Source organism: Frankia sp. RB5 (assembly GCF_059816245.1).
The window spans coordinates 18,687-39,876 of record NZ_JCBATA010000020.1 but is presented as its reverse complement, the minus strand read 5'-3'; the positions used below and the strand labels follow the sequence as shown (position 1 = coordinate 39,876).

The 21,190-nt window shown below is 72.6% G+C and carries 18 protein-coding genes and 1 tRNA gene; 1 reads left to right on the top strand and 18 read right to left on the bottom strand.

What is annotated here, in order from left to right; translation table 11 throughout:
* Nucleotides 1-328: 328 nt before the first annotated feature.
* From AC6EXY_RS12870 to AC6EXY_RS12800, 15 genes are all read right to left on the bottom strand, one after another.
* A complete protein-coding gene (locus tag AC6EXY_RS12870; RefSeq protein ID WP_243407591.1) occupies nt 329-640 on the bottom strand; it encodes an AtpZ/AtpI family protein in 312 nt (103 codons plus the stop codon).
* The gene (locus AC6EXY_RS12865) at nt 637-1,074 is read right to left on the bottom strand and encodes a Cg1360 family ATP-synthase-associated protein (RefSeq protein ID WP_101832240.1); all 438 of its coding nucleotides are present in this window, start codon (nt 1,072-1,074) and stop codon (nt 637-639) included. The genes AC6EXY_RS12870 and AC6EXY_RS12865 overlap by 4 nt, the downstream gene beginning before the upstream one ends.
* On the bottom strand, nt 1,071-2,177 hold the full coding sequence (locus AC6EXY_RS12860; RefSeq protein ID WP_101832239.1) for an MraY family glycosyltransferase: 1,107 nt from the start codon (nt 2,175-2,177) through the stop codon (nt 1,071-1,073). The genes AC6EXY_RS12865 and AC6EXY_RS12860 overlap by 4 nt, the downstream gene beginning before the upstream one ends.
* Before the next feature lie 148 nt (nt 2,178-2,325).
* Nucleotides 2,326-3,582, bottom strand: a complete 1,257-nt coding sequence (glyA, locus tag AC6EXY_RS12855; RefSeq protein ID WP_101832238.1) for a serine hydroxymethyltransferase — start codon at nt 3,580-3,582, stop codon at nt 2,326-2,328.
* A gap of 697 nt (nt 3,583-4,279) precedes the next feature.
* A complete protein-coding gene (locus AC6EXY_RS12850; RefSeq protein WP_101832237.1) occupies nt 4,280-4,930 on the bottom strand; it encodes an L-threonylcarbamoyladenylate synthase in 651 nt (216 codons plus the stop codon).
* The gene (locus AC6EXY_RS12845; protein WP_499818074.1) at nt 4,930-6,060 is read right to left on the bottom strand and encodes a N5-glutamine methyltransferase family protein; all 1,131 of its coding nucleotides are present in this window, start codon (nt 6,058-6,060) and stop codon (nt 4,930-4,932) included. Before AC6EXY_RS12845 ends, AC6EXY_RS12850 begins: the two co-directional genes overlap by 1 nt.
* Nucleotides 6,057-7,127, bottom strand: coding sequence for a peptide chain release factor 1 (gene prfA, locus AC6EXY_RS12840; RefSeq protein ID WP_101832235.1), 1,071 nt, complete (start codon nt 7,125-7,127; stop codon nt 6,057-6,059). Before prfA ends, AC6EXY_RS12845 begins: the two co-directional genes overlap by 4 nt.
* Before the next feature lie 134 nt (nt 7,128-7,261).
* On the bottom strand, nt 7,262-7,498 hold the full coding sequence (rpmE, locus tag AC6EXY_RS12835) for a 50S ribosomal protein L31 (protein WP_101832234.1): 237 nt from the start codon (nt 7,496-7,498) through the stop codon (nt 7,262-7,264).
* Nucleotides 7,499-7,602: 104 nt separating this feature from the next.
* Entirely contained in the window at nt 7,603-9,963 is a 2,361-nt protein-coding gene (gene rho, locus AC6EXY_RS12830) for a transcription termination factor Rho (protein WP_499818075.1), read from the bottom strand.
* A gap of 439 nt (nt 9,964-10,402) precedes the next feature.
* A complete protein-coding gene (locus AC6EXY_RS12825; RefSeq protein WP_499818083.1) occupies nt 10,403-11,479 on the bottom strand; it encodes a homoserine kinase in 1,077 nt (358 codons plus the stop codon).
* Nucleotides 11,480-11,529: 50 nt separating this feature from the next.
* On the bottom strand, nt 11,530-12,693 hold the full coding sequence (thrC, locus tag AC6EXY_RS12820; protein WP_101832232.1) for a threonine synthase: 1,164 nt from the start codon (nt 12,691-12,693) through the stop codon (nt 11,530-11,532).
* Nucleotides 12,693-13,976 carry a homoserine dehydrogenase gene (locus tag AC6EXY_RS12815; protein WP_101832231.1) on the bottom strand — a complete coding sequence of 428 codons (1,284 nt, stop codon included), beginning with the start codon at nt 13,974-13,976 and terminating at the stop codon, nt 12,693-12,695. The genes thrC and AC6EXY_RS12815 overlap by 1 nt, the downstream gene beginning before the upstream one ends.
* Nucleotides 13,973-15,379: a diaminopimelate decarboxylase gene (gene lysA / locus AC6EXY_RS12810; protein ID WP_101832230.1), complete on the bottom strand. Its 1,407-nt coding sequence runs from the start codon at nt 15,377-15,379 to the stop codon at nt 13,973-13,975. The genes AC6EXY_RS12815 and lysA overlap by 4 nt, the downstream gene beginning before the upstream one ends.
* 178 nt (nt 15,380-15,557) lie before the next feature.
* Complete coding sequence (argS, locus tag AC6EXY_RS12805) at nt 15,558-17,219, bottom strand: arginine--tRNA ligase (protein ID WP_101832229.1); 1,662 nt, start codon at nt 17,217-17,219, stop codon at nt 15,558-15,560.
* Between the two features lie 138 nt (nt 17,220-17,357).
* A complete protein-coding gene (locus tag AC6EXY_RS12800; RefSeq protein WP_101832228.1) occupies nt 17,358-17,744 on the bottom strand; it encodes a response regulator in 387 nt (128 codons plus the stop codon).
* 75 nt (nt 17,745-17,819) lie between these two features.
* Here AC6EXY_RS12800 and AC6EXY_RS12795 point away from each other — a divergent pair.
* A tRNA-Arg gene (locus AC6EXY_RS12795) sits at nt 17,820-17,891 on the top strand.
* A 1,112-nt stretch (nt 17,892-19,003) separates the two neighbouring features.
* On the opposite strand, the gene AC6EXY_RS12790 is transcribed toward AC6EXY_RS12795, so the two are convergent.
* From AC6EXY_RS12790 to AC6EXY_RS12780, 3 genes are read right to left on the bottom strand one after another with little or no spacing between them, the layout of a single operon-like run.
* On the bottom strand, nt 19,004-19,510 hold the full coding sequence (locus AC6EXY_RS12790; protein WP_101832227.1) for an NADPH-dependent FMN reductase: 507 nt from the start codon (nt 19,508-19,510) through the stop codon (nt 19,004-19,006).
* A 31-nt stretch (nt 19,511-19,541) separates the two neighbouring features.
* Complete coding sequence (locus AC6EXY_RS12785; RefSeq protein WP_101832226.1) at nt 19,542-20,033, bottom strand: flavin reductase family protein; 492 nt, start codon at nt 20,031-20,033, stop codon at nt 19,542-19,544.
* Nucleotides 20,030-21,157: an LLM class flavin-dependent oxidoreductase gene (locus AC6EXY_RS12780; protein WP_101832225.1), complete on the bottom strand. Its 1,128-nt coding sequence runs from the start codon at nt 21,155-21,157 to the stop codon at nt 20,030-20,032. Before AC6EXY_RS12780 ends, AC6EXY_RS12785 begins: the two co-directional genes overlap by 4 nt.
* Nucleotides 21,158-21,190 lie beyond the last annotated feature (33 nt).

Genomic DNA, 21,190 nt, shown 5'->3' with positions numbered 1-21,190 from the left:
GCCCGCCGCCGCCGCTGTTGCCTGTGCCCACTCTCGCCGATGCCGTCCGCGCCGTCGATGACCTGGGAGGTCATGACGAATCCGAACGACAGGGCGAGGCGGGCGTCATCGCGATTGCCCCGGTGACCGGGACAATCGGGATGAATCGGACCGGCCGCAACCCATCGAACAGCCGGAAGGGCGCGCGAGCCAGGTCCAGCGGGTGGGAACAACCCAGTCCATTCGGAACATCTCCGCCGGGACCATCGGCGCAACCCGCCGGGAACGACCGCGGCGAACACAACCGCCCGCGCCGACGGGCGGGACGAACGACCCTGAATCGACCGGGCTATCGCCGGGTCAGCCGGTAGATCACCAGATACATCGACAGGGCGATGCCGAGCCCCAGACCAATGGGCAGGAACAGCGCCCGAAAGCCGCACAACCGATCCAGGCCGAAACCCACCAACCCCCAGAACGCCATCCCGGCGATGAGGGTTCCGAAGATGTTCCACGCCTCGCCCGGGTGCTGCTCCCCCTGCCGGGTACCGGGCTGGCGCACCGCCGGGCGTCCGCCCTCCCGGCCGACACCTTTGCGCCTGGCCAGCCGCGGCGCGGGCCGGTCGTCCTTCGCCGGGGGCCGGTCGCCGCCGGGGCTCATCGGGCCGGGGGCCGGCGGGCCGGATCCCACGCCCCTGGGCGTTCGGGGTCGTAGAACGGCACCCTGGTGTGGGTCGCGACCCACAGCTCCGCGCCCATCCAGACGAAGACGCCGCCGAAGATCGACCAGGCGAAGGCCGGCAGGTCGAGGGCCGAGCTGTCCTGGATCGCCACCAGCAGCGCGCCCAGCAGCACGATCTTCACCGCGTAGGTGCCGAGCGCCGCCGCCAGCAGGTGGTGCGGCGCCCGCCGGGCGACCGCGCCGACGGCCAGCTTGCTGATGGTGAAGAACGCCACCACGATCACGATCCCCAGCCCGGCGCTGAGCACGCCCTTCCCGCCGCGCAGCCCGACGGCGACCGCCAGCGCGGGAACCGCGAGCGCGACGGTGAGCAGCAGCCCGAGCCGGATCACCCGGGCCGCGGGCACGATCATGCCCGCACCGACTTCTGCGTGCGGACCAGCAGCGCCAGCAGGGCCGCGAGACCCACCCCGACGGTGGCGACGAGAATCGGCAGCGGGGACGCGGAGAATGACGCCGCGACCCCGCCGAAACCGACGAGAGCCGCCCAGAAGTACATGAACAGAACCGCCCTCACGTGCGAGTTGCCGATCTCCAGCATGCGGTGGTGGAGATGCATCTTGTCGGCCGCGAACGGCGACCGTCCCGCCCGCGTCCGCCGCACGACCGCGAGCCCGAGATCCAGGAAGGGAACCGCGAGGACGGCCAGCGGGATCGCCAGCGGGATCAGCGACGGATACGACCGCGAGGGTCCAGCGTAACCTCCGTAGGCCACCTGGCCGGTGACGGAGATCATCGAGGCGGCGGACAGCAGCCCGATGAGCATCGAGCCCGAGTCCCCCATGAACAGGCGCGCCGGATTGAAGTTGTGCGGCAGGAAGCCGATGCACACCCCCGCGGTGACCGCGGCGAGCAGCGCCGCCGGCGACGCCCGGTAGAACCCGTCGATCACCGCGATCTCATAGGCGAAGTAGAACGTCGCGAGCGACGCGATCGCCGCGACCCCGGCCGCGAGCCCGTCCAGGCCGTCGATGAAGTTCATCGCGTTGATCATCACGACCGTGGCGAGAATCGACAGCGGGACGGCTGTCTCCGGCCCGAGGCTCAGCGTGGTCTCGCTGTCCCGGTTGATGGCGAACGACCACTGGACGCCGAGCAACACCATGATCCCGGAAGCGGTGAACTGGCCGGCGAGCTTCGTCAGCGAGTCCAGCTCCCACCGGTCGTCGGCGATACCGAGCAGGCAGATCAGCGTGCCGGCGATGAGCACCGCCCGGGTCTCCGACCAGTCCTGGGAGACGACCGACAGGAACGGCAGCCGGTCCGCCACCTCGAGCCCCGCGTAGAGGCCGGCGAGCATCGCCAGGCCCCCGAGCCGTGGGGTCGGGGTGGCGTGCACGTCCCGGGCGCGCACGCCCGCGACCGCGCCGATGCGCAGCGCGAACGTTCGTGCCAGCGGCGTCGCGAGGAACGTCACCGCCGCCGAGACCACGAAGACGAGCAGGTACTCGCGCACCGTCCGTTATCTCCCACCGCCGAGGAGGATGTGCTGGGACCGAGGATGTGCTGGGACCGAGGACGTACAGGGACCGAGGACGTACAGGGACCGCCGACGCCGCCGAGGCCCGCGGGACCTGGCGGTCCCGCCGGCCGTGGGCGGATGCCTACCGGGGGTAGGCGGGGTGCCGGGCGACGAGCGACGAGACCGCCGTGGCGATCTCCGGCCCGGCGGCGGGATCACGCACCGCCCGGCCGATCAGGGTGGCGATCTCCTTCATCTCGCCCTCGCCCATGCCCTGGGTGGTCACGGCCGGGGTGCCGACCCGGATCCCGGAGGAGATCGCGGGGGGCTGCGGGTCGAAGGGGATCGCGTTCTTGTTCAGGGTGATGCCGGCCGCGTCGCAGCGGGCCTCCGCGTCCCGCCCGCTCACGCCGAGCTCGCGCAGGTCGAGCAGGGCGAGGTGGGTGTCGGTGCCACCGCCGACCGGGCGGATGCCCTCGGCGGCGAGCCCCTCGGCCAGCACCTGCGCGTTGGCGACTACCTGCCGAGCGTACCGGGCGTAGGCCGGGGTGGCGGCTTCGCGCAGCGCGACGGCCTTCGCCGCCACCGCGTGCATGAGCGGGCCGCCCTGGCTGAACGGGAACACCGCCTTGTCGATGCGGGCGGCCAGCTCCTCGCGGCACAGGATCATCCCGCCGCGCGGACCGCGCAGGACCTTGTGGGTGGTGAAGCTGACGACGTCGGCGTAGGGCACCGGGCTCGGGATCGCCCCGCCGGCGACCAGGCCGATGAAGTGCGCGGCGTCCACCACCAGCCAGGAGCCGACCTCGTCGGCGATCGACCGGAAGGCGGCGAAGTCGATCAGCCGCGGGTAGGCCGTCGCCCCACAGATGATCATCTTGGGCCGGTGCTGGCGGGCCAGCTCGCGGACCTGGTCATAGTCGATGAGCTCGGTGTCCTCGCGCACGCCGTAGGCGACGACGTTGAACCACTTCCCGGAGAAGCTCACCCTGCTGCCGTGGGTGAGGTGGCCGCCGTGCGGCAGCGACATCGCGAGGACGGTGTCACCCGGCGTCAGCAGCGCGGCGTAGACGGCGAAGTTCGCCGACGCGCCGGAGTGCGGCTGCAGGTTCGCGTGCTCGGCGCCGAACAGCTCCTTCGCCCGGGCGATGCCGAGCTCCTCGGCCCGGTCCACCACCTGGCAGCCGCCGTAGTACCGCCGGCCGGGATAGCCCTCGGCGTACTTGTTCGACAGTGTGGAGCCGAGTGCGGCGAGCACCGCGGGCGAGGTGAGGTTCTCGCTCGCGATGAGCTGCAGACCGCCCCGCAGCCGGGCGAGCTCGTCGAGCACCACGCCGGCGATCTCCGGGTCGGTGTCGGCCAGCTCGTCGAAGTCGGGGCCCCAGAACGGGGTGCTCATGGCGTTGGTACCTCCTGCGCTCGTGCCACCCGATCCGGACCAATGCTCCTCTCCCGCTCGCCGCCACTCCACTCGACCCCGGGCGTCCGCTCCTACCTCGAAGCGTGATCTCTCGTTGGAAGTGGTGCAGGGGAAAAATACTCTGCGCACCTCCGGACGGGACGAATCGGGCGCGGAACCCTGCCGTCGGCACACGGACGGTTCCTCCCGCGCGTCCCGGCCCGACCGACGGCTTCCGTCCTCATGGCGGCGACCGCGCGCGAGCCGCCGCCGCGGGTCGGCTAGCGACAGCCCCCGTTGCCGCGGAGGGTTACGCAGGTTTCCTCGTCGTGCAGGGGACACGAGCCTTCCAGCCCCTTCCGGTGCGACAAATCGGACGCCGCACTCTCATGGGGACACAGGTGGCCTCTCCGCCCGGCGTCCAACGGCCCGCGGCCTCACCCACCGCGACCCGACGCCCCGAACCCATGATCGTCGCTGGGGTGGGTACCGACCAGAACGCCGAGGACGGGGTCGACTTCCCATAGAGGGGAAGAGTCCGCGAGCGAAGGCGGCACTGTGCCAGAAACCCATGGCGTCGCGTCCGGTTTGTCCACTTGTTTTTGGCGCGGCCGCGGTGAAGGTGACAGAACGCTGCCACAAACTGCCGCGACAGAGGCGGCGACGGCGACAAGAAGCTCTCGACTCGAGACGCGGCCTAACGGCCGGCTGGCTCCTGGACGAGCGGGAGGACCTCGCGCAGCGCCTCCAGGCCGACGGCGCCCGCGCGGACCACGACGGGGACGTCACCGGTGCAGTCGACGATGGTCGAGGGCACCGCGTCGGCGCAGGCCCCGCCGTCGAGGTAGACCTCGGCCGCGCCGCCGAGCTGGGCGATCGCCTCGTCGGCCGTGGTCGCCGGCGGCTGGCCGCTGATGTTCGCGCTGGACACGGCCATCGGCCCGGTGCGCCCGAGCAGCTCGATCGCCACCGGGTGCAGCGGCATCCGCACGGCGACCGTGCCCCGGCCCTCACCCAGATCCCAGCGCAGCGACGGGACGTGCCGGACCACCAGGGTCAGCCCACCTGGCCAGAACGCCTGGATCAGGTCACGGACCTGGGGGGTCGTCCGTTCGATGAGGCCCTCGAGGGTGCGCCAGGAGCCGATCAGCACCGGCACCGGCATGGAGCGGCCCCGGCCCTTGGCGGCCAGCAGCGAGGACACCGCCTCCCGGCCGAAGGCGTCGGCGCCGAGGCCGTAGACGGTGTCGGTGGGCAGCACGACCAGGCCGCCGCGGCTGACCGCGGCGGCCGCCGCGTCCAGCCCGGCGGCCCGCTCGGCCTCGTCGACGCAGTCGAATCGGAGCATCACCCGTCCTTCCTGTCGAGCGGCCCGGCCAGCCGGCCGGTGACGAAACGGTCCCGGCCGGCCAGGTCGGTGTGGTCGGCCACGTCCACCCATCGTCCGTCGGCGCGCAGCAGCGCCGGCGCGGTGCCGCCGTGCCCGTCCGCATGCTCGACGACGAGCAGGCCACCGGGCCGCAGCAGCCGTGCGGCGAGGGCGACGACGGCCCGCACGACGTCGAGGCCGTCCGCACCGCCCCACAGCGCCCGGGCGGGATCGTGCTCGCCGACCTCGGGCTCCACCGCGTTTCGGTCCGCATCCGGAAGATACGGCGGGTTGCTGACCACCAGGTCGACCACCCCGGCGAGTCGGGCCAGCGACGGCGGCGGCTGCCCGGTCACATCCGCCTCGTGCACCTCGACGGATCCCCCGGCATACCCGGCACACGCCTCGCCGGCGCTCCCGCCGGGCGGCCCTGCCGCACTCCCGCCGTGCCGCCCGAGAGCGCTCCCGACGGGCGGCCCGTCGAGGGTCGCCGCCACGTTGCGGCGCAGCCAGCGCAGCGCCGCCGGGTCGACCTCGACGGCGTGTACTCGGGCGCCGGGCACCTCGGTCGCCAGCGCCAGCGCGATCGCCCCGGAGCCGGAGCACAGATCGACACAGGTCGGGCCGTCGGCGCGGGCCGCGGCGCGGCCGCCGGGCCCGGCCGGCGCCCGGCGCAGGGCGTCGATGGCCCAGCCGACGACCGACTCCGTCTCGGGCCGGGGTACGAACACGCCGGGGCCGACCGCCAGATCCAGGTAGCGGAAACCGACGACGCCGGTGAGGTGCTGCAGCGGCTCGCGGGCCGCCCGGCGGCGCACCAGGGCGGCGAAGCGCTCCGCGGCGGGCGCGGGCATCGCGTCGACGAGAAGCAGCCGGGCCCGCCCGACCCCCAGGACGAACGCGGCGAGCTGCTCGGCATCCGCCCGCGGGCTCGCCACGCCGGCGGCCTCCAGCCGGCGCGTCGCGTCGGCCAGCAGCCCGGACAGGCCAGATGGGCCTGGGCCTGGGCCCGTCGGGATGGTCCCCGAACCAGCCGCGGCCGCCGGGGCGGGGCCTGGCGGGGGCCCGGCCGCGGGGCGCGCCGGGTTCGCGCTCGCGGGTCCGGTCACGAGGACTGGTCGTTGAGGCGGGCTTCCAGGTCGGCGGCGGCGAGGGCGTCGAGGACCTCGTCGAGCTCGCCGTCGAGGACCTGGTCGAGGTTGTGCGCCTTGTAGCCGACCCGGTGGTCGGCGATCCGGTTCTCGGCGAAGTTGTAGGTGCGGACGCGCTCGGAGCGGTCGACTGTGCGCACCTGGCTGGCCCTGGCCTGCGACGCCTCGGACTCGGCCCGCTCCCGCGCGGCGCTGAGCAGCCGGGCCCGCAGGATCCGCAGCGCCGACTCCTTGTTCTGCAGCTGGCTCTTCTCGTTCTGGCAGGACACGACGACGCCGGTCGGCAGGTGCGTGATGCGCACGGCGGAGTCGGTGGTGTTGACGCTCTGCCCGCCCGGGCCCGACGAGCGGAACACGTCGACGCGCAGGTCGTTCGGGTCGATCTCGACGTCGACGTCCTCGGCCTCGGGCAGCACCAGCACGCCGGCGGCCGAGGTGTGGATGCGCCCGGCCGACTCGGTGACCGGCACCCGCTGGACCCGGTGCACACCGCCCTCGAAGCGCAGCCGGCCGTAGACGCCGTCGCCGGACGCGGCACCGCGCGACTTCACCGCCACGCTGACATCGCGGTATCCGCCCAGGTCGGACGGGTTCGCGTCGAGGATCTCGGTCTTCCAGCCGCGCCGCTCCGCGTAGCGCAGGTACATCCGCAGCAGGTCGCCGGCGAACAGGGCCGACTCCTCGCCGCCCGCGCCGGCCTTGACCTCGAGGATCGCGTCGCGGGCGTCGTCCGGGTCGACCGGGACGAGATAGGCGCGCACCCGGTCGTTGAGGCGGGCGAGCTCGGCGTCGAGCTCCGCGGCCTCGTCGCGGAACGACGCGTCCTGCGCCGCGAGCTCGCGGGCGGCGTCGAGGTCGCCGGCCACGCGGTCGAGCTCGTGGGCCAGGTCGACGACCGGGGCGAGCTGCGCGTAGCGGCGGCTGAGGGTGCGGGCCCGGGCCGGATCGTTGTGCACCGCCGGGTCGGCGAGCTGCCCCTCGATCTCGGCGTGCTCCGCGACAAGGCCGGCGAGCGGGGACGTCATGGTGGTTCCTCTTCGCACGTCACGGTCCCGGGACACGGCGGCGGCTCCCGGGAGCCAGGGGAGGCGGGACGGCCGTCGCCGCCTCGGGACGCAAACGGCGCCCGCCCGGAGTCCGGACGGGCGCCGTGGCCGCGTTACTTCGCGCCGCCGACCTTCTCGCCGGGGCGCCGCCGGCCGAACCGGCGCTCGAACTTCTCGACCCGTCCGCCGACGTCGAGGATCTTCTGCTTGCCCGTGTAGAACGGGTGGCACTGCGAGCAGACCTCGGCGTTGATGACCGCGTTGTCCTTGGTGCTGCGGGTGGTGAACGTGCTCCCGCAGGTACAGTTCACGGTCGTCTCGTGGTACGTCGGGTGGATGTCAGCCTTCATGGTCCCTCTTCCGATGTGGCCGCCGGGTCGCCGTCCAGGGGTGGAGGGCGTGAACCGGAGCCGTCCTGTGCTCTCAGTCTGCCAGAACCAGATCCGGGGCCAACCTAATCCTGCGGCGGGGCGGTCTTGGCGATCTGCATGAGGAACTCGTAGTTCGTCCGGGTCGACTTGAGCCGGTCGAGCAGGAGCTCCAGTGCCTGCTGGTTCTCGCGGGTGTGCAGCACCCGGCGCAGCTTGTGCATGATCGCGAGCTCGTCGGGCGCGAGGAGGATCTCCTCCTTGCGGGTGCTCGAGGCGTCCACGTCGACCGCGGGGAAGATGCGCTTGTCGGCGATCTTGCGGTCGAGCTTGAGCTCGGCGTTTCCCGTGCCCTTGAACTCCTCGAAGATGACCGTGTCCATCGTCGACCCGGTCTCGACGAGCGCGGTCGCGATGATGGTCAGCGACCCGCCGTTCTCGATGTTGCGCGCGGCGCCGAGGAACCGCTTCGGCGGGTACAGCGCGGTCGAGTCGACACCACCGGACAGGATGCGCCCGGACGCCGGGGCGGCCAGGTTGTAGGCGCGGCCCAGCCGGGTGATCGAGTCGAGCAGGACGACGACGTCGTGGCCCAGCTCGACCAGGCGCTTGGCCCGCTCGATGGACAGCTCGGCGACGTTGGTGTGGTCGGCCGGCGGGCGGTCGAAGGTCGAGGCGATGACCTCGCCCTTCACCGACCGCTGCATGTCGGTGACCTCCTCGGGCCGCTCGTCGACGAGGACGACCATGAGGTGGACTTCCGGGTTGTTCGTCGTGATCGCGTTGGCGATCGCCTGGAGCACCATCGTCTTGCCAGCCTTCGGCGGGCTGACGATGAGGGCGCGCTGGCCCTTGCCGACCGGCATGACCAGGTCGATGACCCGGGTGGTCAGCAGGTGCGGCTCGGTCTCCAGGCGCAGCCGGTCCTGCGGGTAGAGCGGGGTCAGCTTGGTGAACTCGGGCCGCCCGCGCGCCTCGTCGGGCTCCATCCCGTTGATGGTGTCCAGGCGGACCAGCGCGTTGTACTTGTCCCGGCGCTGCTCGCCCTCCTGCGGGGCGCGCACGACACCGGTGATGGCGTCGCCGCGGCGCAGGCCGTTGCGGCGGACCTGAGCGAGGCTGACGTAGACGTCTGTCGGGCCGGTCAGGTACCCGCTGGTCCGGACGAAGGCGTAGTTGTCGAGGACGTCGAGGATGCCGGCGACGGGCACCAGGACGTCGTCCTCGCGCAGCACCGGCTCGTTCTCCGCCGGCCCGGCCTGGCCACTGCGGCCGCGGCTGCGCCCACGCTCGCGGAACCTGCCCCGGCGGCTGCGCCCGCCGAAATCGTCGTCGCCGCCCTGGTCGGAACGGCCGCCCTGGTCGGAACGGCCGCCCTGGTCGGAACGGCCGCCCTGGTTGGAACGGTCGTTCTGCGAACGGTCGGAGCGGTCGGAGCGGTCCGGCCTGTCGGAGCGGTCTGAACGGTCCGGCCTGTCTGAACGGTCCGGCCTGTCGGAGCGGTCCGACCGCCCTGAGCGATCGCCGGACTGCCGGTCGGAACGGTCCCCACCGGAGCGGCGGTCTCCGTTCTGCCGGTCGTTGCCCTGCCGGTCGTTGCCGGCGCGCTCCCCGCCGTCGCCGCTCGAGCGGCCGCCGTCACCGGAACGGTTCTCGGCGGCGCGGCCGTTCTCCGCGGACCGGTCACGACGGTCCTCGCGGCCGCGCGGGGCGGTCTCGCCCTGCCGACCAGCGGCGGGCGCGGACTGCGCGGGGGCGGCGGTGGCCTGGGCGGAGGCGGCCGCCTGCTGGGTCGTGGCGGCGGTCGCCTGCGCCGGCGGCGTCACCGCGGCGGGCTCCGGGCGGGTCTCGACGATCGTGTCGCCGCCGCCGTCGGGCAGGGTCTGCTGCTCGGCGGCCGGGCTCGCCACCCCGCGGGAGGCGCCGCGACGGGTCCGCGTGCGCGGGGTCCCGCCCGCGGACGCGCCGGACGCCGGCGAGGTGCCGGCGGGGGCCGCCTCGTCGCCGCCCGGGCGGGCGTGCGCGGCGGCGGATACCTCGACGGGCGCGGGAATCGCCCCGGACGCCCCATCGCCGGCCGGCGCCACCGCGCCGCCGGTGGCCTCGTTCTGGAGGTTCTGGATGGCGGCGATGAGCTGTCCCTTGCGCAGTCGCCCCACCCCCTGGATGCCCATGGACTGGGCCATCGCCTGCAGCTCGGGCAGCAGCATCGCGGACAGGCCGGTGCCCTGCCGGCGCCGCCGGGTCGCGGTCGCGGCGGCCGCGTCAGCGGCTGCGCGGGATCCGCGGGTGCTCCGCGCGGAGCCGTTGTCGACCGCGGGCGCGGAGGTGATCGTGTCTGCGGACGAGGTGGCGGCCGCCGGCCCGCTCTCGTGGGGCGATGCAGGCGTCGCAGGCGCCGCAGACTCACGTGCGCTCTGGGGCAGCACGTTGGTGGTGTCGCTCAAGGTTTTCCTTCCCTGAAGGAACTGGCTCGACAGACGAGCCGGGCGTAGCGTGTGGACCTTCTTCGCCTGCACAGATGCCGGGTGAAGGGATGTACAGCACCGGATGGGCGAAAGTCGCGCCCGTCTACGGCGCCAGCGGCCGACTGCCGCGAGCGAACTCGCCGATCCCGCTCAGGTGTGCCGGTGTGGAGCCGAGGCGACGACGACGACGCCGAAACACCGGAGTCCCGAACCACGGCCCATCTGGCGAGGCCAGAGCGGCACTGCGGGAGCGAGCACGCGCCGCGGTGGCAGCGGGTGCAGTCACCAGACTATCCAGCTGGGGACACCTCGGCAACAACCTTGCGACGCCAGGACTTCCCGAAGTGACACGCACGGGCGAACGGCGGCCCCGCCGAGCGCCGCCAGACCCGGATGGTCACCCTTTCGAGTCACCCCATTACATAACGGCGGCAAACCGGGTGATCCGCGCGCCGACGCGGTCGACCGTCAACGGCGCGACCGAGAAGTCGGCCCCGGCCGCCCCCACCGCCGTCGCCGCCTGCTGCCCGCTCACCGCGAGGGCGAGCACCGACGGTCCGGAGCCCGACAGTGTCGCCGGGATCCCCAGCGCCCGCAGGCCGGCGACCAGTTCGGCCGTGCCGGGCACGGCGGGCAGCCGGTAGGGCTGGTGCAGCCTGTCCTCGGTGGCGCGCAGCAGGAGCTCCGCCCGCCGCGAGGCCCCGGCGGGCTCGGCGGCGGACAGCGCGAGCGCCAGCAGCGCCGCCCGGCCGAGGGTGTGGGCGGCGTCGGGCAGGCCGATCCGCTCCGGCAGCGCGCCGCGCGACTCCCGCGTCGACTGTCGCACGGTCGGCACGAACACCACCGGCCGCAGCCCGTCGAAAGGCTCCACCCGCAGGCAGCGTGCCCCGTCCGGGTCCTGCCAGGCGACGGTGAATCCGCCCTCGAGTGCGGCCGCGACGTTGTCCGGATGCCCTTCGATCTCGCCCGCCAGGCGCAGCATCCAGTCGCTCTCGCCCCGGGAACCGACCGCGGCCTCCACGGCCTCGCCGGCCGCGTCGCCGTCGCGACCGCCGGCGCCGGTGCCCGCGTCGCCGGTGCCCGGCGCGGCACGGGACGCGGACTCGAATCCGGGCCCGAGATCGTCGTGGGTCAGGGCGGCACCGGCGACGACGCCGGCCACGATCGCCGCGGCGGAGGAGCCGAGGCCCCGCCCGTGCGGGATCCGGTTGGCGCAACGCAGGGCGAGGCCCGGCTGCGGGCGCCCAAGCAGGTCGAACGTCGCCCGAATCGCCCGGACGACCAGATGCGTCTCGTCCTGGGCGACCTCGTCGGCGCCGGTCGCGTCCACGCTCAGGCCGGAGGCGGTGACGGTCACCTCGACCTCGTCGTGCAGGGCGAGGGCCAGGCCGAAGGAGTCGAAACCGGGGCCCAGGTTCGCGCTGGTCGCCGGCACCCGTACCCGCACCCGCCGCCCCATCTCGACGGCCGGTCCCATCTCGACGGCCGGCCCCATCTCGACGGCCGGCCCCATCTCGACGGCCGGCCCCGCCTCGACGGCTCGGGTCACGAGGTGGTCAGGCCGAGCGCCTCGGCGGCGCCCGCCACGGTGGGACGGATCGTCTCCGGCTTCGCCGCGCCGCTGATCGCCCAGTCGGGGTCCTTCAGGCCGTTGCCGGTGACCGTGCAGACCACCCGAGAACCGGCCTCGATGCGCCCGTCGGCCCGAGCCATCAGCAGGCCGGCGATGCTGGCCGCGCTCGACGGCTCGACGAAGACGCCCTCGCGGTGGGCCAGCAGGCGGTAGGCGGCGAGGATCTGCCGGTCGTTGACGGCGTCGATGAGGCCGCCGGAGGAGTCGCGCGCGTCGACGGCGAGGTCCCAGGAGGCCGGGTTGCCGATCCGGATGGCGGTGGCGATCGTCTGTGGGGCGGTGACCACCTCGCCGCGCACGATCGGCGCGGCGCCGGCGGCCTGGAACCCGCACATCCGCGGCCGGCCGGAGCCGAGGCGGTCGTGCTCCTCGGTGTAGCCGCGCCAGTAGGCGGTGATGTTGCCGGCGTTGCCGACGGGCAGGCAGTGCACGTCGGGTGCCTGCCCGAGTGCCTCGACGATCTCGAAGGACGCCGTCTTCTGGCCCTCCAGGCGGAACGGGTTCACCGAGTTCACCAGGGTGACCGGCGAGGTGTCGGCGAGCTCGCGGGCGACCCGCAGGCAGTCGTCGAACGAGCCGTCGAGCTGCAGCAGCCGCGCGCCGTGCACGAGCGCCTGGGCCAGCTTGCCGAGCGCGATCTTGCCGCTGGGGACGAGCACGGCGCAGGTGATGCCGGCGCGGGCCGCGTAGGCGGCGGCGGAGGCCGACGTGTTGCCGGTGGACGCGCAGATCACCGCCTGCGAGCCGGCGCCGACGGCTCGGCTGATCGCCACCGTCATCCCGCGGTCCTTGAACGACCCGGTCGGGTTGGCGCCCTCGACCTTGAGATGAACCTCACACCCGGTCAGCTCGGAGAGGTGTGCCGCCGGCAGCAGCGGCGTGCCGCCCTCACGAAGCGTGATGACGGGGGTGCTGTCGTCGACCGGAAGCCGGTCGCGGTACTCCTCGATGATGCCCCGCCACGGCCGGTGCGACCGCTGTGCGGACCCGGCCGCCGACCCAGCCGGCGTGGATCCCGTGACCGGTGTGGATCCGGTGACCGACGTGGACTCCGCGATCGACGTGGATGTCGACATCACGGCTCACCTCCCTCGACCCGCAGCACTCCGGACACCGCCCGTACCCCGTCGAGGCCGCGTAGCTCCTCGACCGTGGCGGACAGTGCCGCGTCCCGCGCGGCATGCGTGACCAGAACGAGGCTCGCGTCGTCGCCGCGGCCGTCCTGGCGGACGCTCCTGATGGACACATCGTGACGCGCGAACGCCCCGGCGACCGCCGCGAGCACGCCGGTCTTGTCCGTGACGTCGAGATTCACGTGATACTTCGTCACGGTACGGCCCATCGGGAGCACGGGCAGGGCCGCGTAGGACGACTCACCCGGGCCGCGCCGCCCGGCGATGCGGTTGCGGGCCACGGCGACCACGTCGCCGAGCACCGCGGAGGCGGTCGGCGCGCCGCCGGCCCCCTGGCCGTAGAACATCAGCTGGCCGGCGGCCTCCGCCTCGACGAACACCGCGTTGAACGCCTCGCGCACCCCGGCCAGCGGATGCGTGCGCGGGATCATCGCCGGGTAGACCCGGACGCTGATCCCCTCGGTCTCGTCGGAACGCTCGGCGACGGCCAGCGCCTTCACGACGCAGCCGAGCTCGCGGGCGCTGGCGATGTCGGCGGCGGTGACGTCGCCGATGCCGACCCGGTAGACGTCGTCGATCGTGACCCGGGAGTGGAAGGCCAGCTGGGCCATGATCGCGGCCTTCGCGGCGGCGTCGTAGCCGTCGATGTCGGCGGACGGGTCGGCCTCGGCGTAGCCGAGCACGCCGGCCTCGGCGAGCGCCTCCCCGAACGACGCGCCGGTCTCGTCCATGCGGGTCAGCACGAAGTTGGTGGTGCCGTTGACGATGCCGAGCACCCGGCGGACCCGATCGCCGGCGAGGCTCTCCCGCAGCGGGCGGACCAGCGGGATCGCCCCGGCGACGGCGGCCTCGTAGTACAGGTCGGTGCCGGCCTCGGCGGCGGCGTCGTGCAGGGTGGCGCCGTCCGAGGCGAGCAGCGCCTTGTTCGCGGTGACCACCGGTTTACCGGCCCGCAGCGCGGACAGCAGCCAGTCGCGCGCCGGCTCGATCCCGCCGACGACCTCGATGACGAGGTCGACGTCGTCGCGGGCGACGAGGGCGGCGGCGTCGGTGGTGAACAGGGCCGGGTCGACGTCGAGGTCGCGGACCCGCTCGGGGCGGCGCACCGCGATCCCGACCAGGCGCAGCGGCTCACCGACCCGCGCCGCGTAGTCCTCGGCGTGTGCCCGCAGCAGCCGCACGATCTCGCTGCCGACGACGCCGCAGCCGAGCAGGGCGATGTTCATCGGGTCACCGCCGCCGCGCTCGTCCCGGCCGCCGGGCCAGCCGGATCGGTCGGGTCGGTCGGGTCCGCGTCGAGGCGCAGCAGGTCGTCCTCGGTCTCCCGGCGGACGATCACCCGGGCGGCGCCGTCGCGCACGGCGATCACCGGCGGCCGGGTGACGTGGTTGTAGTTGCTGGCCATCGACCGGTGGTAGGCGCCGCTGGCGGGCACCGCGACGAGGTCCCCGGGGCGGACGTCGTCCGGCAGGGGCACGTCGTGCGCGACGACGTCGCCGGACTCGCAGTGCCGGCCGACGAGCGTGACCACGTGCGCGGTGGGCGAGCCAGGCCGGGAGGCGAGGCGCGCGGTGTACCGGGCGTCGTACAGCGAGGTGCGGATGTTGTCGCTCATCCCGCCGTCGACGCTGACGAAGGTGCGCAGGCCGGGCAGCTCCTTGACGGTGCCGACCTCGTAGAGCGTCACCGTCGTCGAGCCGACGATCGCCCGGCCCGGCTCGACGGCCAGGCGTGGCACGGTGAGCCCCGCCACGGCGCACTCCTTGCCGACGATCGCGGTCAGCCGCTCGGCGACGTCAGCGACGTCGAGCGGGGCGTCCTCGCTGGTGTAGGCGATGCCGAGGCCGCCGCCGAGGTCGAGCTCGGGCAGTTCGAGGCCGTGCTCGTCACGCAGGCGGGCGAGCAGCCCGACCATGCGATGCGCGGCGAGACCGAACCCGGCGGTGTCGAAGATCTGCGAGCCGATGTGCGCGTGCAGGCCGACGAGGTGCAGCGACGGCGCCGCGAGCACCTGGGCCACCGCCTCGGCCGCCGCGCCGCCGGCCAGCGAGAAGCCGAACTTCTGGTCCTCCTGGCCGGTGGAGACGTAGTGGTGGGTGTGCGCCTCCACCCCCGGGGTGACCCGCACCAGCACCCGCTGGCGCACGCCCGCCTCGGCGGCGAGGGCGGCCAGGCGCTCGATCTCGGCGAACGAGTCGACGACGATCCGCCCGACGCCGTAGTCGAGCGCGGCGCGCAGCTCCGCGACGGACTTGTTGTTGCCGTGGAACAGCAGCCGCTCGGCCGGGAAGCCCACCGATCGGGCCACCGCGAGCTCGCCGCCGGTGCAGACGTCGAGGTTCAGGCCCTCCTCGTCGACCCAGCGGGCGACCGTGCGGCACAGGAAGGCCTTGCCGGCGTAGTAGACGTCACAGTCGGCGAAGGCGGCGCGCCAGGCGGCGCAGCGGGCCCGGAAGTCGGCCTCGTCCAGGACGAACGCCGGCGTGCCGAACTCCGCGGCGAGCTCGTCGGCGCGCAACCCGCCGATCCGCAGCACGCCGTCGTCGTCGAGTCGGGCCGTCGCCGGCCACAGGTCGTCCTCCAGCGCCGCCGGCACGGCCCGCGTCACCACGTTCTCGGTCTCGCTCATCTCGCCACTACCTGTCCGCCTGACCCTGCCTGTCCGATCGCCATCGTCTGTCCGAAGGCCGCTGTCTGTCCGAAAACCGCTGTCTGTCCGAAGGCCACCGTCCGCCCCTGGACCGCCGTCCGCCTGGCGACCCGTGGGTCCGCCGACGGGTACGCGCGCGGCTGCCGGCGCATCGTCGTCACATCCGTTCCGGCGCGCTGACGCCGAGCAGGCCGAGCCCGTTCGCGAGCACCACCCGGGTGGCCGCGACGAGCAGCAGCCGGGCGTCGGTGAGCGGCCCCGCCTGCTCGTCCCCCTGCGGGAGTACCCGGCAGGCGTCGTAGAACCGGTGGTAGACGCCCGCCAGTTCCTCCAGGTAGCGGGCGACCCGGTGCGGACCGCGCAGGGTGGCCGCCGTCTCGACCACGCGCGGGAACTCGCCGAGGGCGCGCAGCAGGTCGACCTCGCGCGGATGGGTGAGCAACGCCACATCCGCCGCCTGCGGCTCCGCGACGGCGAGGCCGAGCGACTCGGCGTTGCGTAGCAGCGAGCTGATCCGCGCGTGCGCGTACTGGACGTAGAACACCGGGTTGTCGCTGGTCTGCCGGGTGACGAGGTCGAGGTCGAGGTCGAGGGGCGAGTCGAGCGACGACCGGACCAGCGAGTAGCGCGCCGCGTCCACGCCGACCGCGTCGACGAGGTCGAGCAGCGTCAGGAACGTGCCAGCCCGCTTCGACATCTTCACCGCCTCGCCACCGCGGGTCAGCGTGACGAGCTGACCGATGATGACGTCCAGGTGCGTCGCCGGATCGTCGCCGAAGCAGGCGGCGATCGCCTTCAGCCGGGCGACGTAGCCGTGGTGGTCCGCGCCGAGCAGGTAGATGAGCTGGTCGAACCCGCGGCCCCGCTTGTCGCGGTAGTAGGCGGCGTCGGCACAGAAGTAGGTCGGCGCGCCGTCGCTCTTCACCAGCGCGCGGTCCTTGTCGTCACCGAAGTCGGTGGTGCGCAGCCACACGGCGCCGTCCGCGTCGAAGACGTGCCCCTGGGCGCGCAGATCGTCGACGGCCGCCGCCAGCGCACCGGCGTCATGCAGCGCCTTCTCGGAAGCCCACGTGTCGAAGTGGACGCCGAATCCCTCCAGGGTCGAGCGGATCTCGGTGAGCATCAGCGACAGCCCCTCGGAGCTGGCGATCGCCAACGCCTCGTTCTCGGGCAGGTCGAGCAGGTCCGGCCGGGCCGCCTGCACGGCGGCGGCGATCTCGGCGACGTACGCGCCGTGGTAGCCCTCCGCCGGGATCTCCCGGCCCGCGGCCGCCGCCAGCACCGACGCGCCGAACCGCGCGACCTGCACACCGGCGTCGTTCACGTAGTACTCGCCGCCCACCGCGAAACCGGCCGCGGTCAGGATCCGGGCCAGCGCGTCCCCGACCGCCGCCCAGCGGGCCGACGCGAGCGTCACCGGCCCGGTCGGGTTCGCGCTGACGAACTCCAGGTTGATCCGCGTGTCCCGCGGCTTGGCGGCGTGGCCGTAGGTCGCCCCCGCGGCCAGCACCCGGCGGGCGATCTCCCCCAGCGCCGAGCCGGCCAGCGTGATGTTCAGGAACCCCGGGCCCGCGATGTCGACCCGCGCGATCTCCGCATGCGCCGCCAGCCGGGCGGCCAGCAGCTCGGCGACGGCCCGCGGCGGTCGGCGGGCGGCCTTGGCGAGCTGCAGCGCGACGGGCGACGCGTAGTCCCCGTGCTCCGGGTTCTTCGGACGCTCGACCGTGACGGTGGTCGGCACAGTCACGTCCAGGTCGCCGTCGGCGACCGCGCGGCCCACGGCCGCCACGATGGCATCGGCGAGATCGGCGGGGGTCATGTCGTGATGCTATCGGCGCGATGGCGTACCCAGTCCGGGCGCCGAGGCGCCACCCTGTGGCCGCGTCGGTGCCGTCCCACCCGACGACCGGGGTGCGGACGGCTTACCTGCGGTTTCGGGCCGGTGAGGCGAGCGAGATCAGGCCGGCTGGCCGGCCGCCAGCTTGTGGACAACGGTGATGAGCTCGTCCGGGTCGAACGGCTTCGTCAGGTAGTAGTCCACACCGATGCGCGAACCACGCTTGACGTCCGCCTCCTGCGCGCGGGCCGTCAGCATGATCAGCCTGATGTCGACGGTCGACGGGTCCTCTCGCAGGGCGGTGGCCACGTCCCAGCCGTCCATCCTCGGCATCATGATGTCGAGGGTGATCACCTGCGGACGCACCTCCCGCACCATCTCGAGCGCGTCGACGCCGTCGACCGCGGTATGGACCTCGAAGCCTTCCAGCTCCAGGTTGACGACCACGAGCTGACGGATCACCGCGTCGTCGTCGACGACGAGGACCCGGGGGGCGGCGGGGTACACATCCGGAAGCTTACGGCGCACCCGGGCGCGCGATCCGCCGTTCCCGCCTGGTAACGTAAGCCGCGTTGCCCCAGAGCCCCCGTAGCTCAGGGGATAGAGCACCGCCCTCCGGAGGCGGGTGCGCAGGTTCGAATCCTGCCGGGGGCACGTACAGCATCCACGCACCTTGCGGGGGCTGCCACCCTGACTCGCCTTGACGTCCAGCAACAGACCCTCGACGATCAGGTCGGCGTCGGCGTGGAGATCCTCGCTGCCAGCGAACGTTTGGGCCGGACTCGGCGGGCTTGCCCGCCAGCGCGGGAAGCAGAGTCTCGCTGGCCAGGTCTCGCATGGCGATCAGGTCGGCGACCTCGTCCGCGGTGGCCAGCGCCGCCAGCTCCCGCGGGCCCGCATCCTCGTCGAGCTGCATCAGCCGTGAGCCGAGCAGCGCGGCCGGATTGCGCAGTGGTTCGACGAGCAGGGCGAGCGCGTAGCAGAGCCGCGCCATCCACCGGTCGGGACGGTCCCGCCACACCTCCGGGTCGACCGCGTGCAGCGTGAGGCTGTCGTCGACCCCGCCCAACGCGTACAGCATCTGCATCCCGGCCCGCGCCCACCCAGCCGGCCCGGCCCTCAGACAGCTCCACACCGCCAGGTCCAGCGACGGCTCCGGGTCGACCAGGAACCGCAGCCACCAGTCAATGGCCGCGCCCTGCGTTCCGCCCGCCACCCCGGCAGGCGGAACCAGCCGGACCGTCCCAGCTCGCGCCCGATACGCGGCCTGGATCGGCTTGTGATGAGGGAACGCCTCCCGCAAGTACCGCGTGACTGGGCTATTCGTATCGCGGAGCTCTCCTACCAACGACGACATCCGCTACCACCTCCACGCCACAGAATGAACGCAGGGTGTGACAGAAACCGTCCAGTCATCACAAGTTGACTTCATCCAGGCACCATCGAGCTACAGGACGACGCCCGACCGCGTCATCTCGCTTCCGCGGGCGGCGGGAGCAGGTCAGGTCGCCATCGCCGAGCACAGCGAAGTCTGGCCTTGCCAACGCGTCAGTGCCACCCCCCGCGAGGTGACACGGCGATCCCCATCTCCGGCCTACTCGCGGGTCACCGGTCTTGATCGCGGACCGCTTCACCTAGCTAGTGTCCTGAGTCGTTAATTTGTTCGCAGTAGGTGGCGAGGATGCCCAGTATACGATCTACATAGGAACTAAAGACTCAGGACACTAGGCCGGATCGCTCGTGCGGCGCCCCGCCCGCATCGCCGATCAGCTCGGGGATTCCCGCGCCTCCGCCGAGCGACGTGCGACCGCGGCCCACTGCTGCAGCCAGCCCTGGAGTCGGGCGCCTTCGGCGTAGTCGCTGTCGAGGAGGTAGAGCCCCGCTGTCGGGCACGTCGCTCCGAGCTCGACAAGTACCGGCTTGAGCAGCAGGTCTGGCGCCAGGGCATGCGCCTCGCCGGCGCCGAGCATCAGCGGTATGACCGTGAGACCGGCCATGCCGGACTGCCCCTCGAACTGGTCGAGGAAGAGTTTGAGCAGCCCGCTGTAGGTTGCCTTGAACGTTGGTGAGGCGATGACGGCCAGGTCGGCGTCCCTGACCTTCTGCCTGGCCTCGGCGACGGCGGGGTCGCCCCAGCCGAGCAGGCCTGCTCCGAGCTCGGCGAGCTCGATGAGCTCGACCGACTCCGAGCCCAGCGCGCGGGCGAGGATCTGGGCGGCGTCGGCGGTCCGCGACGCCGGTCTGGGGTTGCCGACGACGGCAACGGCCTTCATGGGAGTTCCCCTCGGTCGGGCGCGGCGGGGCTCAGTGCTGGAGCTTGTGGTAGGCACCTCGGAAGAACAGCAGTGGGTCCCCCTTGTGCCAGTCCGGATTGCTCATCTCGGTGACCTGCCCGACGACGATCAGGTGGTCGCCGACGTCGTGCTCGGCCCAGGCAACGCAGTCCAGCCACATGACGGTGCCGGTGATCACGGGGTTGCCGAGCTGGCTGGGATGCCATCGGACGCCGGCCCACTTGTCGGAGCCGCTGCGGGCGAACTGGTTGGAGAGGGCCTGCTGGCTGTGGGTGAGGACGTTGACGCAGAAACGTCCGCTGGGCCTGATACGGGGGTAGCTGCTCGACGTCTTCATGACGGAGAAGGAGACCAGCGGGGGATCCACCGAGACGCTGTAGAACGACTGGCAGGTGAAGCCGACCGGTTCGTCGCCCTCGATCCCGGAGATGATCGTGATGCCGGAGGGGAAGTGGCTGAGCGCGTCGCGGAACTCGCGGGGGTCGATCGTCATGGTGGTCATGCCCGCACTCCTTCGAAGGGCTCGCGCAGGCCGCGCTTCTCCAGCTCGGTCAGCACACTGCCGGGTGCGACCAGACGCCTGACACCGTCGGTGAAGTCGGGCCAGGTCAGCAGGATGCCGTCGATGCCGATCTCGCTCATCTCCGCCATCTGGTCGGCGATGTCGGCGGCGGTGCCGATGAGGATGGGGCCGCCGGATCCGGCGGCGAAGCGCTGCCGCATGGCGAGGATTGCCTCCCTCGGGACGTGGCGCCTGTCGGTGGATGCCAGGGACGCCGCCTGCCATGCGTCGAGTAGTTCGTTCTCGGCCATCGGCCCGGTGAAGTACTCGAGGTATTCTTCAGCCTCCTCCCGCGAGTCGCGCTGAACGACGGCGCAGTAGGTCCAGATCTGGACCTCGCGACCCTTGGCGCGGGCGGCGTCCTTGTATTCGGCGACCTTGGCCCTGGCGTCCATGCCGATGACGTTGGGTACGGTGAAGCAGATGTCGGCATAGGTCGTGGAGAAGTCGAGGCCTCGGGGGGACGCGCCGGCGTTGATGATCGGCGGGTGGGGCTTCTGCGCCGGCTGCGGCCGGGAAAGGCCGCCCTTGACGTCGTAGTACTCACCCTTGAAGTCGAACTCGGTGCTCTCGGTCCACAGTTTTGTGAGGATCTGCACCCATTCCTCGAGCTCGCTGTACCGGGCCTCGTGTTCGCGCAGGCCGACGCCGAACATGTCCAGCTCGATGGCGTTCCAACCGCCGACGAGGTTGAGGGCGAAGCGGCCGCCGGAGATCAGGTCGATGGTGGTGCACTGCTTGGCGGCGAGCACCGGGTGCATCACGCAGCCGTGCACGGTGGCGATGTGCGTGGTGTAGGAGGTGACCTGGCTGAGTCCGGCGGCCCAGGTGAAGGGGTCGACGACGTAGCCGACGCCGGCTTCGGGCATGCCGGGGATGTATCCCTTCCAGCGGGCGTAGCCGAGCGATCCTTCCAGGCCAGCCTGGTCGGCGATCTTCGCGACCTCGACGATCCGGTCCCAGTGGGGTCGCCAGACTTCGGGGACGCGGGTAAGGGTTGCTCCGCCGTTGGTACCGAACAGGCCCAGCTTGAGCCGGTTGGGGCTGTCGACGAGGGCGTTCATGTCTGCTTCCTTCTCATTGTCCGGCCGTCCTGA